The organism is Pseudomonas sp. 478, assembly GCF_003254125.1.
In the GTDB taxonomy this organism is placed as follows: domain Bacteria; phylum Pseudomonadota; class Gammaproteobacteria; order Pseudomonadales; family Pseudomonadaceae; genus Aquipseudomonas.
This window is the reverse complement of record NZ_QKZG01000018.1, coordinates 42669-56224: the sequence shown is the minus strand read 5'-3', so window position 1 is coordinate 56224 and position 13556 is coordinate 42669. Positions and strand designations below refer to the sequence as shown.

General features: G+C 57.6%; 16 protein-coding genes. 8 read left to right on the top strand and 8 right to left on the bottom strand.

Translation table 11 applies throughout. The features are described from left to right. Position 1 precedes the first annotated feature (1 nt). Positions 2-316 (bottom strand): YqjD family protein, encoded by a 315-nt coding sequence (locus DFS28_RS27955; protein WP_111452363.1) that lies wholly within the window; start codon positions 314-316, stop codon positions 2-4. Between the two features lie 306 nt (positions 317-622). On the opposite strand from DFS28_RS27955, the gene DFS28_RS27950 reads away from it, so the two are divergent. Continuing rightward, on the top strand, positions 623-1831 hold the full coding sequence (locus tag DFS28_RS27950) for an ammonium transporter (RefSeq protein ID WP_111452362.1): 1209 nt from the start codon (positions 623-625) through the stop codon (positions 1829-1831). On the opposite strand, the gene DFS28_RS27945 is transcribed toward DFS28_RS27950, so the two are convergent. Continuing rightward, positions 1828-3540: a monovalent cation:proton antiporter-2 (CPA2) family protein gene (locus DFS28_RS27945; RefSeq protein WP_111452361.1), complete on the bottom strand. Its 1713-nt coding sequence runs from the start codon at positions 3538-3540 to the stop codon at positions 1828-1830. The two genes, DFS28_RS27950 and DFS28_RS27945, sit on opposite strands and share 4 nt — an antisense overlap. A 210-nt stretch (positions 3541-3750) precedes the next feature. On the opposite strand from DFS28_RS27945, the gene DFS28_RS27940 reads away from it, so the two are divergent. The 3 genes from DFS28_RS27940 to DFS28_RS27930 all read left to right on the top strand — a co-directional run bounded on the left by DFS28_RS27940 (position 3751) and on the right by DFS28_RS27930 (position 5435). Further along, the gene (locus DFS28_RS27940) at positions 3751-3987 is read left to right on the top strand and encodes a glutaredoxin family protein (RefSeq protein ID WP_111452360.1); all 237 of its coding nucleotides are present in this window, start codon (positions 3751-3753) and stop codon (positions 3985-3987) included. A gap of 168 nt (positions 3988-4155) precedes the next feature. After that, positions 4156-4473: a hypothetical protein gene (locus DFS28_RS27935; RefSeq protein ID WP_008145883.1), complete on the top strand. Its 318-nt coding sequence runs from the start codon at positions 4156-4158 to the stop codon at positions 4471-4473. Positions 4474-4544: 71 nt separating this feature from the next. Next, positions 4545-5435 (top strand): pseudouridine synthase, encoded by an 891-nt coding sequence (locus DFS28_RS27930; RefSeq protein WP_111452359.1) that lies wholly within the window; start codon positions 4545-4547, stop codon positions 5433-5435. An 88-nt stretch (positions 5436-5523) separates the two neighbouring features. On the opposite strand, the gene DFS28_RS27925 is transcribed toward DFS28_RS27930, so the two are convergent. Together DFS28_RS27925 and mobA are read right to left on the bottom strand one after the other, a co-directional pair. Further along, positions 5524-5745, bottom strand: a complete 222-nt coding sequence (locus tag DFS28_RS27925) for a YgdI/YgdR family lipoprotein (RefSeq protein WP_008145885.1) — start codon at positions 5743-5745, stop codon at positions 5524-5526. Between the two features lie 76 nt (positions 5746-5821). After that, the gene (mobA, locus tag DFS28_RS27920; RefSeq protein WP_111452358.1) at positions 5822-6424 is read right to left on the bottom strand and encodes a molybdenum cofactor guanylyltransferase MobA; all 603 of its coding nucleotides are present in this window, start codon (positions 6422-6424) and stop codon (positions 5822-5824) included. Positions 6425-6505: 81 nt separating this feature from the next. On the opposite strand from mobA, the gene moaB reads away from it, so the two are divergent. Then, the gene (gene moaB, locus DFS28_RS27915) at positions 6506-7045 is read left to right on the top strand and encodes a molybdenum cofactor biosynthesis protein B (protein ID WP_008145887.1); all 540 of its coding nucleotides are present in this window, start codon (positions 6506-6508) and stop codon (positions 7043-7045) included. Next, entirely contained in the window at positions 7029-8255 is a 1227-nt protein-coding gene (gene glp / locus DFS28_RS27910; protein WP_111452357.1) for a gephyrin-like molybdotransferase Glp, read from the top strand. Before moaB ends, glp begins: the two co-directional genes overlap by 17 nt. Before the next feature lie 60 nt (positions 8256-8315). Here the strand turns inward: glp and DFS28_RS27905 are convergent, their stop codons facing one another. After that, positions 8316-8630 carry a hypothetical protein gene (locus tag DFS28_RS27905; RefSeq protein WP_111452356.1) on the bottom strand — a complete coding sequence of 105 codons (315 nt, stop codon included), beginning with the start codon at positions 8628-8630 and terminating at the stop codon, positions 8316-8318. Positions 8631-8859: 229 nt separating this feature from the next. Here DFS28_RS27905 and yegS point away from each other — a divergent pair, with 229 nt between their 5' ends. Beyond that, positions 8860-9777 (top strand): lipid kinase YegS, encoded by a 918-nt coding sequence (yegS, locus tag DFS28_RS27900; RefSeq protein WP_111452355.1) that lies wholly within the window; start codon positions 8860-8862, stop codon positions 9775-9777. Here yegS and DFS28_RS27895 read toward each other — a convergent pair. From DFS28_RS27895 to DFS28_RS27885, 3 genes are all read right to left on the bottom strand, one after another. Continuing rightward, positions 9761-10420, bottom strand: a complete 660-nt coding sequence (locus DFS28_RS27895; RefSeq protein ID WP_111452354.1) for a response regulator transcription factor — start codon at positions 10418-10420, stop codon at positions 9761-9763. The two genes, yegS and DFS28_RS27895, sit on opposite strands and share 17 nt — an antisense overlap. Beyond that, complete coding sequence (locus tag DFS28_RS27890; protein ID WP_111452353.1) at positions 10417-11310, bottom strand: sensor histidine kinase; 894 nt, start codon at positions 11308-11310, stop codon at positions 10417-10419. The genes DFS28_RS27895 and DFS28_RS27890 overlap by 4 nt, the downstream gene beginning before the upstream one ends. 341 nt (positions 11311-11651) lie before the next feature. Then, entirely contained in the window at positions 11652-12122 is a 471-nt protein-coding gene (locus DFS28_RS27885; protein WP_111452352.1) for a hypothetical protein, read from the bottom strand. Between the two features lie 462 nt (positions 12123-12584). On the opposite strand from DFS28_RS27885, the gene DFS28_RS27880 reads away from it, so the two are divergent. Then, positions 12585-13520, top strand: a complete 936-nt coding sequence (locus DFS28_RS27880) for a chemotaxis protein CheV (protein ID WP_008145901.1) — start codon at positions 12585-12587, stop codon at positions 13518-13520. The last annotated feature ends 36 nt before the right edge of the window (positions 13521-13556 follow it).

The following is a 13556-nucleotide window of genomic DNA, read 5'->3' as shown; positions in this document are numbered from 1 at the left end:
ATCAGCGCCGAGTGGCCAGCAAGCCAAGCAGGAAACCCACGCCGGCCGCGATCCCGACCGATTGCCATGGGTTGGCCTGGACATAGTCTTCGGTGGCGGTAACGGCGGCCTTGCTGCGTTCACGCAGGGAGTCTTCGGTCATTTTCAAGGTTTCGCGGGCACGCAGCAGACTGTCGTGGATTTGCTCGCGCAGCTCATCAGCCTGATCGCCGGCCAGCGTTGCGGTGTGTTCCAGCAAGCGTTCGGTGTCGCTGACCAGAGTCTGAAAATCGGTCATCAGGATTTCTTGAGCAGTCTTTGCCTTGATACTGGCCATGGGTGGATCTCCGTAAGTGGCTTCTGAATCGTTCGAGTATGAGCCTTGCGCGAAGGTTCAGTACAAATGACTGGTACAACTTTTGCTACGTCGTGGTGCGTCTGCCTGCGCCGTTGCGCTGTTGCTGGGCAGGATTCGAGCAAAACCTTATCTCAAATAATCAAAACTCGCGCAAAGGTTCCAACCTTGTGCGCCAAAGTGGCTCATCGGGATCAATCTGCTGATCCCGACAAGGTGCAACTTGGTGCATGAATTGTCTGCGCGAACTGCTTTGGTGCTTTTTTAGCCTTCAGGTCTGCCAACCCCATGGAAAATCTGCAAAGCGCTGTGGACAGTCTGGTCCATAGCTCCAATACGTTGTTCATTCTGATCGGCGCGGTCATGGTGCTGGCGATGCACGCCGGTTTCGCCTTTCTTGAAGTCGGCACGGTTCGACAAAAGAACCAGGTCAATGCCTTGTCGAAGATCCTCAGCGATTTCGCCATTTCGACCCTGGCCTACTTCTTTATAGGCTATTGGATTTCTTATGGGGTGACCTTCATGCAACCGGCGGCGGTGATCAATGCGGATCATGGCTATGGGCTGGTGAAGTTTTTCTTCCTGCTGACCTTTGCTGCGGCGATTCCCGCGATCATTTCCGGGGGCATCGCCGAGCGTGCCCGGTTTGTCCCGCAGTTGTGCGCGACAGCACTGATTGTGGCGTTCATCTATCCGTTCTTCGAGGGCATGATCTGGAACGGCAACTTTGGCCTGCAAGCCTGGTTGCTGGAGCACTTTGGCGCCAGCTTCCATGATTTTGCCGGCTCGGTGGTGGTCCATGCCATGGGCGGTTGGCTGGCGCTGGCGGCGGTGCTGTTGCTCGGGCCGCGCAATGGTCGTTATCGCGAAGGGCGACTGGTGGCGTTCGCGCCCTCGAGCATTCCCTTTTTGGCGCTGGGGTCGTGGATCCTGATCGTCGGCTGGTTCGGTTTCAACGTGATGAGCGCGCAAACCCTGCAAGGTGTCAGCGGACTGGTGGCGGTGAACTCGCTGATGGCCATGGTCGGCGGTACCGTGGCGGCGCTGATCGTCGGGCGCAATGACCCGGGCTTTCTGCATAACGGCCCGCTGGCCGGGCTGGTGGCGATTTGTGCCGGTTCCGATCTGATGCACCCGGTGGGCGCGCTGATCACGGGTGTCATCGCCGGCGCATTGTTTGTCTGGTGCTTCACTGCGGCTCAAGTCAAATGGCGCATCGACGATGTGCTGGGGGTTTGGCCGTTGCATGGTTTGTGTGGCGTCTGGGGCGGAATCGCCTGCGGCATTTTCGGCCAAAGCGCGTTGGGTGGGCTGGGCGGCGTGAGTCTGAGCAGCCAGTTGATCGGCACTGCGTTGGGGGTGGTTGTGGCGCTGGCGGGTGGCTTTGCCGTGTATGGCACGATCAAGGCGTTCTATGGTCTGCGCCTGAGTCAGGAAGAAGAGTATTACGGCGCTGACTTGTCGGTGCACAAGATTGGCGCTGTTAGCCAGGACTAGGTTTCTTCGTCGTCAGCGCCAGGATAGAAACCGTGCAGCAGACGATAGCGGTCGTGCCGTATCTGGTCGGCCCGCTCCTGTACCTGATGCGCGGGTAATCCCAACATGATCAGCGCGTGGGAGGCGAGCATCAGGCTCGACTCCAGCAGTTCAGGCACGACTTCGCTGGCGCCGGCTGCTTTCAACTCGGCCAGTTGGCTGTCGTCGCGCGTGCGCACCAGAATCGGCACGGTCGTGTTGAGTCGCCGCGCTTCCTTGAGGATCAGCAACGCGATGTCGGCCTGATCCACGGCGATCACCAACAGCCTGGCGCGCTCCAGCCCTATTGCGACCAGCAGTTCAGCGCGACGTGAGTCGCCATAATGCACGCAGGTCTCACCCACGGCGGCTTCGTGGACACGCACTGGATCAGAATCCAGTGCGATGTAGCGTTGCTGCGCGTTGCGTAGTGCGCGTCCGATTGACTGACCTACACGACCATAGCCACATATAACGACATGGTTGTGTAACCCGGCATTGAGCGCGTTGATTTCTTCAAGTTTTGCTTCTTCGTTGGGTTTGCGGTGCAGGCGTGTGGCGATGTGGGGGGCGGCGCGCAGCAACAACGGCGTGACGAGCATCGAACAAAAGGTCGCCGCCAGCAGCAGGCCGCCAAAATCCGCGGGCATCAGTTTGTTCTGCTGCATCTGTGCCATCAGCGCAAAGCAGAACTCGCCGCCCTGGGCCAATGCCAGGCCGCTGCGCCAGGCGGTTTCGCCATCGCTGCCACGCCATTTGACCAGCAGCGCAACGACGCAGCCCTTGAGCAGCAACAGCCCGAGGGTCAGGCCGAGAATCAGCAGGCCGTGGCTGGCGAACAACTGCAAGTCGATCAGCATGCCGATACTGACGAAGAACAGCCCGAGCAGGATGTCGCGGAACGGGCGGATGTCGGCCTCGATCTGGTGCCGGTAATGGCTTTCCCCCAGTAGCATGCCGGCGAGAAACGCACCCAGGGCAGGGGAGAGACCGAGCAGGTGCGTCAACCACGCCGTCAGCAGAACAATGACTAGCGCCAGTAGTACGAACAGTTCCGGGGAACGGGCAGCTGCCACTTCATGGAACAGCCGCGGCAGCAACCAGCGACTGACCAGCAGCAGGCCGACGAACAGTACGACGGTTTTACCCAGCGTCAGTGGCAGCGCCCAATACCAGGCCTGGTCACTGCTGCCAGCGAACACCGGCACCAGGGTCAGCAGCAATACCGCGACGACGTCCTGGAACAACAACACGGCGATGGCATTCTGGCCGTGACTGCTGAAAATCTCGCCGAGACTGCTCAGCTCTTTACTGACAATGGCCGTGGAAGACAGCGACAGGCCGGCGCCGAGTAACAGCGCAGGCGTGACCGGCATGCCGAGCAGCATCAGCAACCCCCCTAACAGCATCCCGGAGCACAGCACCTGCAGACTGCCAAGCCCGAATACCACTCGGCGCAACGCGAGCATTTTCGACAGGGAAAACTCCAGCCCAAGGGAGAACAGCAGAAACACCACGCCCAACTCGGCAAGGTCGGGCAGCTCTTCGCTTTCATTCACCCAGTTGAATGCGCTCGGCCCGATCATCAGTCCCACGCACAGGTAACCCAGCACCGGTGGTAATCGCAGGCGCTGGAACAGTGCAATCACCACCAGGGAGGAGGCGAGGATGATCAACAGGTTGGCGAACACAAAAAAACTCCGGTGACGGGACGCTGGCCATTCAAGCGTAGAGGCAAATAATCCGAGAGCATCGCGCAAAGGATATTGAAGACGACTGATGTGCGTCAGCGTATTGCCGCGATCCGTTGTCGTTATGGCTCAAGGGTAGAGCATTCAATGGCTCGACGGCTTTTCGGGGCCGGCCTAGAATGATGACTTAAATTTTTCGGTTGAGCGCTCATGCTTCCTGAATGTCAGCTGTTCGGCACCCTTGGGTGTCATCTCTGTGAAGTCGCCGAAGCCATGCTGATGGAATTTGTCGAGCGCGGTCTGCTGGTGGAACTGGTGGATATCGCCGACGACGAAACATGGTTCGAAGCTTACAGCCTGCGTATTCCGGTATTACGACGGGTCGATACGGGCGCGGAGCTGGGCTGGCCGTTCAGTGCCGATCAGGTGGTGGCGTTCCTGCGTTAAGCGGTTGTTGCGGTGGTGGTGTTCCCGTCTGTCGAACTTTGCGATGGATCCCTTGGCTTTACCGGTACTGATCGGATACTGTATGCGCATACAGTAATTCGTGAAGCCTGCCTTGCCGTTTTGGTGTTCGGATTTAAGCAGGCGGTCCGGGCGTGAGAGGGATGAATCGTGGTCAATGTCGAACAATTGAAGAACAGCGTGAACCGGATGTCGGCGGATGTGGTGCGCGAGGCTGTCCTCGAATTGCGTCTGGATGGCCTGGTCACAGAAGGAAAAACGCCCTTCAATAAACTGCATTTCAACACCTGTTTCGCCGAAATCGAAGCCTTGTTCCAGCGCGCGGGCTATCACCGGCAGCTGGATGTCGTGGGTTATCAGGGCTTGTTGTATGCGCTTTATGACCCTGGTCGCTGGGAGGCAGTCGATGTGCTGCGCTGGCTCAAGGAGTTCACCGAAGCGGCAGCGCGCACGCAGATACCGGCATAAGGATTCTCTTCTAGGTTCGTTCCGGCCGCTGTTGGATAATGCCGCCCTGTATTGAGGGTTAGAACTTTCGTATGTCCACTTCATCTTTTTCTGCTGCCCACAACCAGGCCAGCACGCTCTACTTGCCGCCTGGTCCGTGGCAGACCGTACTCGATTGTCTGTGCGAACACTTCAGCGCCATCGGTCGTGAACAATGGCTGGACAGAATCGCTCGCGGTCGTGTCCTCGACGGTCACGGCATGCCGATCGCCCTTGATCTGCCTTACAAGGAAGGCTTGCGGATTCATTATTTCCGTGAGGTGCCGGACGAAAAGCCGATCCCGGTGGTTGAGTCGATTCTGTACGCGGATGAGCATCTGGTCGTGGCGGACAAGCCGCATTTTCTGCCGGTGACGCCGGCGGGTGAATACGTGGAACAGACCCTATTGCGACGGCTGATCCGTCGACTCGACAACCCGCATCTGGTGCCTTTGCATCGCATTGACCGGCACACCGCAGGGCTGGTGCTGTTTTCCGCCAACCCTCAGAGCCGTTCTGCCTATCAGTCGTTGTTTCCTGCGCGGCAGATCGAAAAGCGCTACGAGGCCATTGCCCGAGCGTTGCCTGAACGCTCTTTTCCATTGGTCCATAAGAGTCGCCTCATCGATGGCGAGCCTTTCTTCCGCATGCAGGAAGGTCCGGGCGTCAGCAATACCGAAACGGCTGTCGACGTCAGGGAGAAGAATGGTGACCTCTGGCGTTATGCGCTTTACCCGGTGACGGGCAAGAAGCATCAGTTGCGGGTGCACATGACAGCCTTGGGCGCCAGCATCTGCAACGACCCGTTTTATCCGCAGGTACTCAAGGATGTTGAGGATGACTATGCCAATCCTTTGAAACTGCTCGCTCAGGGATTACGGTTTGTGGACCCGGTCACCGGCCAGGAAAGAGCATTCGAAAGCACCATCACCCTGCAGTGGTGATCACGAAGTTCAGCGACTCTGCTGATCTTTAGCCACGAAAAAGCCCGCATATAGCGGGCTTTTTCATATCCGGTTGTCACCGCAAAAATTACAGCTCTTTAACGGTACGAACCTGATCCTTGTTGATGCGGGTCTGCTTGCCATCCAGTTGTTCGAATTCGTAGAAACCCGAATCCTTATCGTACTTTGGCGCGTCGACAGCCTGGATTTCTCGACCGTCATTCAAGGTGATCACTGTAGGCGATGCGCAACCGGCGAGGGTGGCGAGGCCCAGTGCGAGCATGAAAGTGGCGAGGGTCCGTTGAGTCATGAGTGTGTCTCCGAATATGAATTCTTTTGGTTGCTGAGCTTGAGACGTGTACAACGCGCGCAAGTTCCTTCTCCTGTCAGTCTGACACAGTGTAGTTGGCACTTAACAGTTCTGGTGTGTTGAGGTTGGCCAGGCGTGGATCATTGTCGGGGCATTGCAGTGCAGTAGCGCCCAATTTGCGCATGAGGCGACCCGGGCTGCGTTCGCCGTCGTTCCAGGCACTGTCGAAATCGGCCGAGAGCGCCACGGGGATGATGCACAGCAGAGGTTCCCAGTGTTCGCCGTGGCGCAGCATCAGCGGTTGGTTCGGGTGCTGGCTGGCGGCGTCGCGCATGCCATTGAGCAGCGCGGCGTCTATGCGCGGTACGTCACACGGCAGCACCAGCAAATGCGCATGGCGGGCGGCCTTCAGGCCTGCGCGAATACCGGCCAGGGGACCAGGAAAGTCGCCTTCATCGTCATGGACCAGTTGGTCGGCGTAGGGCGCGTACTTTTCCAGGTTTCTGTTGCAGGAGATGATCAGGTCATCGCTCAGTGAACGGGTCTTGCGGTGCAAGTGGGCAATCAATGGCTCGCCGTGCCATTCCAGCAGCCCTTTGTCCTGACCGCCCATACGTTGGCCACGACCACCTGCCAGGAGCAGAATGGAGCAGGGCGGCAAATGTGTATTCGAGGTCATGGCAGGTCTCCATGGGGGCGGCGAAAAAATGAGGCGCTGTGATATAACACCGGGCTGTTTCTCCTACAACTGGATGAGCCTATGAAAGCCAAGGCTGATGTACCTTTCGCACCGCTCAACATCGCGGTGCTGACGGTCAGCGATACCCGCACCCTGGAAACCGATACTTCTGGCCAGCTCTTCGTCGATCGTTTGAGCGCTGCCGGCCATAACCTGGCGGCCCGGGTTCTACTCAAAGATGATCTCTACAAAATTCGCGCGCAAGTCGCCAACTGGATTGCCGACGATGTCGTGCAGGTGGTGCTGATCACTGGCGGTACCGGTTTCACGGGACGCGACAGCACTCCGGAAGCGGTGAGTTGCCTGCTGGATAAACAGGTCGACGGTTTTGGTGAGCTGTTCAGGCAGATATCGGTGGCGGATATTGGCACCTCTACTGTTCAGTCCCGTGCCCTGGCCGGCTTGGCCAATAGCACGCTGGTCTGCTGTTTGCCGGGTTCGACCAATGCCGTGCGCACCGGTTGGGATGGCATTCTTGCCGAGCAGCTGGATTCGCGGCACCGCCCGTGCAACTTCGTCGCTCATCTCAAACAGGCGGCACCCTGTGAATCCCGCGGGTAAGCCAGGCAAAACTGGCAGTCTGATGGCTGTCGAGGTGGCACTGGCACGCTTGCTGGCAATGGCCGAGGCCTCACCGATTCGTGAGCGTGAACGCTTGCCATTGGCGCAGGTTGAGGGCCGGGTGCTGGCCGATGACCTGGTCTCGACGCTGGATCTGCCACCGTGGCCCAACAGTGCCATGGACGGCTATGCCTTGCGCGTGGCCGACTGGGCCGGAGAGCCACTGGTGGTCAGCCAGAAGATTTTTGCCGGTCAGGCTCCGGAGCCCTTGAAGCCTGGCACCTGTGCACGAATCTTCACCGGTGCGCCAGTGCCCGCGGGTGCAGATTGCGTCGAGATGCAGGAAAACACCGAGGTTCAGGCGGATGAGCGAGTACGTTTCACCGAAACCATGGCCCCAGGACAAAACATTCGTCCTCAAGGCCAGGAAGCTACTGTTGGTGAATTGATTCTGCCAGCCGGCACGCGCCTCGGGCCGATCGAACAGGGGTTGGCTGCATCGCTGGGATGCGCGGAGCTGGACGTGATTCGCAAGGTTCGCGTTGCCGTTCTATCCACCGGGGATGAACTGATTGAACCGGGCCAGGCTCTAGGGCCGGGGCAGATCTACAACAGCAATCGAGTGTTGCTGTGCAGTTGGTTGCAGCGTCTGGGCTGTGAGGTGATCGATGCCGGAATTCTTCCGGATGATTTAGCGACCACCCGCACTCGCCTCGGTGAATTGAAAGATGTCGATCTGATCCTTTCCACCGGTGGTGTCTCGGTGGGAGAGGCTGACTTTCTGGGCATTGCCTTGCGTGAAGAGGGCGAGTTGACGTTGTGGAAACTCGCCATCAAACCCGGCAAACCGCTGACATTCGGGCATTTTCGCGGCGTACCTGTGATTGGTTTGCCTGGCAATCCGGCTTCAACGCTGGTGACCTTTGCTTTGTTGGCAAGGCCCTATCTCTTGCGCCGACAGGGTGTAAAAGAGGTTGAGCCCCTGAAGTTTCAGGTGCCTGCAGGGTTTACATGGCCAAAAGCAGGCAATCGACGCGAGTACTTGCGCGGACGTCTGGAGAATGGCCGGGCGATTATCTACAGGAATCAAAGCTCTGGTGTACTACGTAGCGCTGCCTGGGCTGATGGTCTGGTTGAGGTGCTGGAGGATCGCACGCTGATCGAAGGTGACTACGTGAGCTTCATCCCGCTGAGCGAAGTCCTGAGCTGACTCCTGCCGCTGGCTGACTGCGCAAACCCGGTTGATCGAACCGGGTTTTGCGTTCATGGCTTACCCTTGGTGAGCCAGGAGTGTCACGAGCTGGTCGAAACGGCTATTGGCGATCCAGGCCAGAACCCCGATGACGACGGCTGTTCCAATAGCCGAATAGGCGAGCCTGTGTTTTATGGATTTGACGTCACTACGGACTTCATCCATGTCTCGTCGGATGTATTTGAGGTGTGTCTCCAATTCAACGACGCGAGATTCCATAGCAGCTTCTCCAATGGGCTTTGCGCTGTTTTTGAATTCAGCTTGATGATTGGTGCGTTTTTCTGCGAACGGTGCAACCGGAATGACCGGTGACCTGATCTCTTGGCTTTGCATGGCACGTCCCTGTGTAGTTCCTGCTGATGTTTGATAACGGCAGGCGCCAAGGTGTACCAATCGCATGTGTCGGTCAATTGAGCCGATTCCTCACGTCTTGTAAGAAAAAATCCCGCCTTGTAGGACGCCATACGGCTCGACTTCAAATAATTCAAATTCTTGCGACTTTTATGTAGCGAGATGAGGTCAACATCTCCCATACGGAACTCAATCATGGGAGCGACAACTGATGAGCGAACGCAAGGCACTGTTGATTCTGCATGGCAAGCAAGCGCTCAACGAGGCGGTTCGTTCTGCCGTTGCGTACAAGCGCCAACAGGGTTGGGAGCTGGCCGTTCGAGTGACCTGGGAAGCGGGCGACGCACAGCGTCTGGTAGATGAAGCATTGGCGGCAGGCTACACGCAGATCATCGCCGGTGGCGGTGACGGTACCTTGCGCGATATTGCCGAAGCCTTGGCGGCGCATTCGACAAAGGCCAGTCTGGTCCTGATGCCGTTGGGGACCGCCAATGATTTTGCGCGTGCCGCCGGGGTGCCTCTGGAGCCCGTGCAGGCACTGGAACTTCTCGACATCGCACCGAGCGCCATTGATCTGGGGGAGGTCGGCGGGCAGGTGTTCCTGAATATGGCCACCGGCGGTTTTGGCAGCCAGGTCACGGCAAACACCTCGGAGGACTTGAAAAAAATCCTCGGGGGCGCGGCTTACCTGTTCACCGGTTTATCGCGCTTCAGTGAGTTGCACGCTGCCTATGGCGAGTTGCAGGGACCTGATTTCCAGTGGAGTGGCGAGCTGTTGGCATTGGGCATCGGCAATGGCCGACAGGCCGGCGGTGGGCATGTGTTGTGTCCGCAAGCGCTGGCCGACGACGGTCTGCTGGACATCAGTATTCTGCCTGCGCCGCAAGAAGTCGTCGGCACCTTGAAAACCCTGCTCGCCGATGGCTTCGGCATCGACAACATGTTTGTGCGAGTCCGGCTGCCATGGGTCGAAATCAAGGTCTCGGAAGGCCTCTACATCAACCTCGATGGCGAACCTCTGGAAGGTGACAACTTGCGTTTCTCGACACGTCCAGCGGCACTGCGCGTGCATTTACCTGAAAACTCGCCGCTGCTGGGGTCATCGCAATTGATCAATCATCCAGGCTGATGATCTGCTCGCGCACGGCGAACAGCACCAGGCCCGCCACATCGTAGATCTGCAAACGCTTCATGATCTGCGAGCGGTGGGTTTCAACGGTCTTGATGCTGAGGCCCAGGCCATTGGCAATTTCCCGGGTGGATTTTCCGCGAACGATCAGCCGAAGGATTTCCAGCTGACGCGCCGTCAGGTTGTGCGAGTCGGCAGGATCCGGCTGGTTTTTCTGAGTTCGAGTCAGCGCCTGGTTGATGACGGTGTGGGCGATGGCCGGGCTCAGGTAGCGTTCGTTGTTACGCAAGGCATCCAGGGCATGTTCGAGCTCGGTAGCCGTGGTGTCCTTGAGCAGGTAGCCATGTGCACCGGCTTCCAGTGCTTGCATGATGAGTGCGGGATCGGTGTGCATCGACAGGATCAGCACCTTGCTCTGCGGGCGTACTCGCTTGAGTCGCTGCAATGCGTCAAGGCCACTGGTTTCCTTCATGGAAATATCCAGCAGGATGATGTCGGGGGACAACTGCTCGACCATCTCGAGCAACTGCGAGCCGTCATTGGCCTCACCGATTACCGCGTAGCCGGGAATATCCAGCACCAGAGCGCGCACGCCTGCCCTGATAAGCGAGTGGTCATCCACCAGAAGTAAGTTACAAGTCAACGCATAACCTTATTCGTACTGGCCCGTTCGAGCGCACGAGGCGCCCAGGGAAAGAGGGCTTCGATTTGAGTGCCTTTGCCCGGCTCGCTGGTCACGCTCAGTGTGCCTCCCAGCTGATTGATCCGTTCCGACATCCCTGCCATTCCACGTTGCCCCTCACGACCTGGATCGGTCGCTGGCGCGAATCCCAGGCCATCGTCACTGATCAACAGTGTCAGGCCCTGAGGCAAACGTTGCAGGCGGACCAACAGGTTTTTCGCTTCGGCATGGCGCAATATATTGGTCACCGCTTCCTGGGTGATTCGAAAGGCGGCGAGGGTCATTTCCTCCGGTATGCCGGCCAAACGCTGATGGCATTCCAGGCTCCAGTGCACCGGCGTGTTGGCCAGCGTCTTGAGTAAATGCGCCCGCAGACTGGCTTCCAGCCCGAGACTGGTCAGCTGCCTCGGATTGAGAATGGCCGATACGTCTCGCACTTTGGCCAGGGTTTCTTCCAGCGTGTCGCAGAGCACCGAACACTGGCCCTGAAGTTCTTCGGGCATTCGGCGTTTGAGCCAATCGCTTTGAAGTTTTGCCGCGGTCAGCAATTGGCCGATGTCGTCATGCAGTTCCCGACTGAGCCTGTGACGTTCGTTTTCCTGAACCTCCAACAGCCGGTCAGCCAACTCCTGGGGTTGAAACTTTATCGACTTGCGCGAAAGACAATGCTGGACCCAGACGCAGGCCAATGCGGCGATATTGAGTACCAGCAGACTCAGCGGCAGGCGAGTGGACAGGCAATAAATCAACAGGCTGCCAAGTGCCGAGCCGGTACACAACACAAGCGTGACCAGGCGCGCGTTTTTTGGGGAGGGTAGCCTTAGGGTGATCGACTTGAGGCTGGCGTACATAGCGGATGGAGCCAATGGATGTTCGCTGCGGGAAGACCGGGCATCGTGGATGACGGGTCTCTGTCTGGAGTCACTCTGCCATTAATTGACGTCAACTAATGGGCGGCATAGTACCACTTAAGATACCGTTGGTCGCGTTTGGTATATATGTCCGCAGAGTCAGGAAACAAGCATTTATGGACAGCAGTTCCATAATGGAAAAAGTTGGCTGGCAAGAGTGGTTTATTTGTTTCGAGTTGTCGTAAGCAGGTAGGGAATATTCAAATGCGACATGAGCCCGCCAAAGTTGGAAGGGCAGTCATGGCAATAAAAATTCACAACACGGCATAGGGCCCGATAATTCAGGCTTGCCGACCTGCAAAGGAAACGAGTGTGAACGGTTTGGAATTAGCGGGGGGCTGAAACTGACTGTGTCCGACCTGAAAGGCGAAGGCTTCGATCAGGGATGTCTGTTCGCTGTCATCAAGGCTGAGTTGGCCGGTCTTCTGATCGATTAGCTCGAGTTGCCAGGCGATCAACGTCAGGCAGTCTTTCAGCGCACTCAGGGCCTGGTCGTGTAAATCCATGTGATTCTGGGCATGGCTCAGCAAACCATGAATGTGCAGCGAAAACTCCGAAACGGCTGCCAGAGCGAGGGCATCAGCCTTGTTGGCCAATTTGAGCAGGGTGCTCAGCAGGCAGTCGATGGCGTCCTTGTCATTGCTGATCAGTTGCAAATGACTCAGGCATTCCTCGGTTTTAACCAGGAGTGTCTCAGCTTCGACGAGAAACTCAGGGAGCCGGTGCGCCCATTCTTTACGATCGTTCGGCATGTTTATCTCCACAACGTCATGTCAAATGCGGGAATGTCGTGTGTGTCGACGGGGACGATCAGCGTCCCCGTATTGCCATGCCGGCGTGAGATCGCGCGCCAGCCTGTCTGGCTGCAGGCTGGGGAACTCGATAGGGTGGATGGCCACTTACCTGCGATCGCACACAAAAGCCTGACTCCGTTCATGCAATGAGAATGGCGTCACATTAATGGCTATTGGATATTGCGAATATCAGGTTGGGCCTGATTGTTACTAGGGGAATCCCTTACACGGGGGAACCAACCGAACGAAACGAGGTCTCGCGGCAGGCAGTGGGGCAGATGAAATTGCCTGGCCAGTAAAGCATGATGTTAATGTGACATCAACGTTTGGTCGTGGCATTTTACACGGGGGTCAAGGTCTAGCAGAAACAGCCGATAACCCCCTTTAGTGAATTCATCAGAACAAGCCCAGGAGTCATTGATGGCCGGCATTCTCGACACGGTAGACCAACGCACGCAACTGGTGGGTGAGAATCGCCTGGAAATTCTCATGTTCCGGCTGGCCGGACGTCAATTGTTCGCGATCAACGTCTTCAAAGTGCAGGAAGTGCTGCAATTGCCGAAGCTGACCCTGATGCCCCAGCGTCATCCGTTTGTCTGCGGCGTGGTGAATCTGCGTGGCCAGACCCTGCCAGTGATCGACCTGTCCCAGGCCATCGGTATGCGTCCGCTGGTGCCAAGTCCGACCAGTACGATCATCGTTACTGAGTACAACCGTTCGGTGCAGGCGTTCCTGGTCGGTGGTGTGGACCGTATCGTCAACATGAACTGGGAAGCCATTCTGCCGCCGCCGGCCAGCGCCGGCCGTCAGCATTATTTGACGGCTATCAGCAAGGTTGACGATCAGTTGGTGGAAATCATCGACGTCGAAAAAGTCCTCGCGGAAATCGTCCCGTACAACGCCAAGGTATCGCGCGACAAACTCGACGATCCGGTTCTGGAACGTGCCCGTGGCCGTGAAGTGCTGCTGGTGGACGACTCGAACGTGGCCCTGTCGCAATTGCGCGACACCCTGGGTCAATTGGGCGTGAAGATGCACATCGCCAGCGACGGCCTGAAGGCTCTGAACATGCTCAAGGCCTGGGCCGATACCGGTGTGAACATGACCGACAAACTGCTGATGGTCTTCACCGACGCGGAAATGCCGGAAATGGACGGCTATCGCCTGACCACGGAAATCCGCAACGACCCGCGCCTGCGTGGCCTTTATGTGGTTCTGCATACCTCATTGTCCGGCAGCTTCAACGACTCGATGGTGAAGAAGGTCGGCTGCGACAACTTCCTCTCCAAATTCCAGCCGGACAAACTCGTCGATGTGGTGCGCCAGCGCTTGATGCTCGATGAAGTACCTGCCTGACCACAACACGGTCCATGTGGGAGCGGGCTTGGTCCG

Bases quoted from the DNA above. Each gene is read 5' to 3' on its own strand.
- DFS28_RS27905 (WP_111452356.1), bottom strand. From the start codon at position 8,630: ATGCAAAGCCAAGAGATCAGGTCACCGGTCATTCCGGTTGCACCGTTC.
- DFS28_RS27885 (WP_111452352.1), bottom strand. From the start codon at position 12,122: ATGCCGAACGATCGTAAAGAATGGGCGCACCGGCTCCCTGAGTTTCTC.
- mobA (WP_111452358.1), bottom strand. From the start codon at position 6,424: ATGACCTCGAATACACATTTGCCGCCCTGCTCCATTCTGCTCCTGGCA.
- moaB (WP_008145887.1), top strand. From the start codon at position 6,506: ATGAAAGCCAAGGCTGATGTACCTTTCGCACCGCTCAACATCGCGGTG.
- DFS28_RS27950 (WP_111452362.1), top strand. From the start codon at position 623: ATGGAAAATCTGCAAAGCGCTGTGGACAGTCTGGTCCATAGCTCCAAT.
- DFS28_RS27930 (WP_111452359.1), top strand. From the start codon at position 4,545: ATGTCCACTTCATCTTTTTCTGCTGCCCACAACCAGGCCAGCACGCTC.
- DFS28_RS27955 (WP_111452363.1), bottom strand. From the start codon at position 316: ATGGCCAGTATCAAGGCAAAGACTGCTCAAGAAATCCTGATGACCGAT.
- DFS28_RS27880 (WP_008145901.1), top strand. From the start codon at position 12,585: ATGGCCGGCATTCTCGACACGGTAGACCAACGCACGCAACTGGTGGGT.
- DFS28_RS27940 (WP_111452360.1), top strand. From the start codon at position 3,751: ATGCTTCCTGAATGTCAGCTGTTCGGCACCCTTGGGTGTCATCTCTGT.
- DFS28_RS27890 (WP_111452353.1), bottom strand. From the start codon at position 11,310: ATGTACGCCAGCCTCAAGTCGATCACCCTAAGGCTACCCTCCCCAAAA.
- DFS28_RS27925 (WP_008145885.1), bottom strand. From the start codon at position 5,745: ATGACTCAACGGACCCTCGCCACTTTCATGCTCGCACTGGGCCTCGCC.
- yegS (WP_111452355.1), top strand. From the start codon at position 8,860: ATGAGCGAACGCAAGGCACTGTTGATTCTGCATGGCAAGCAAGCGCTC.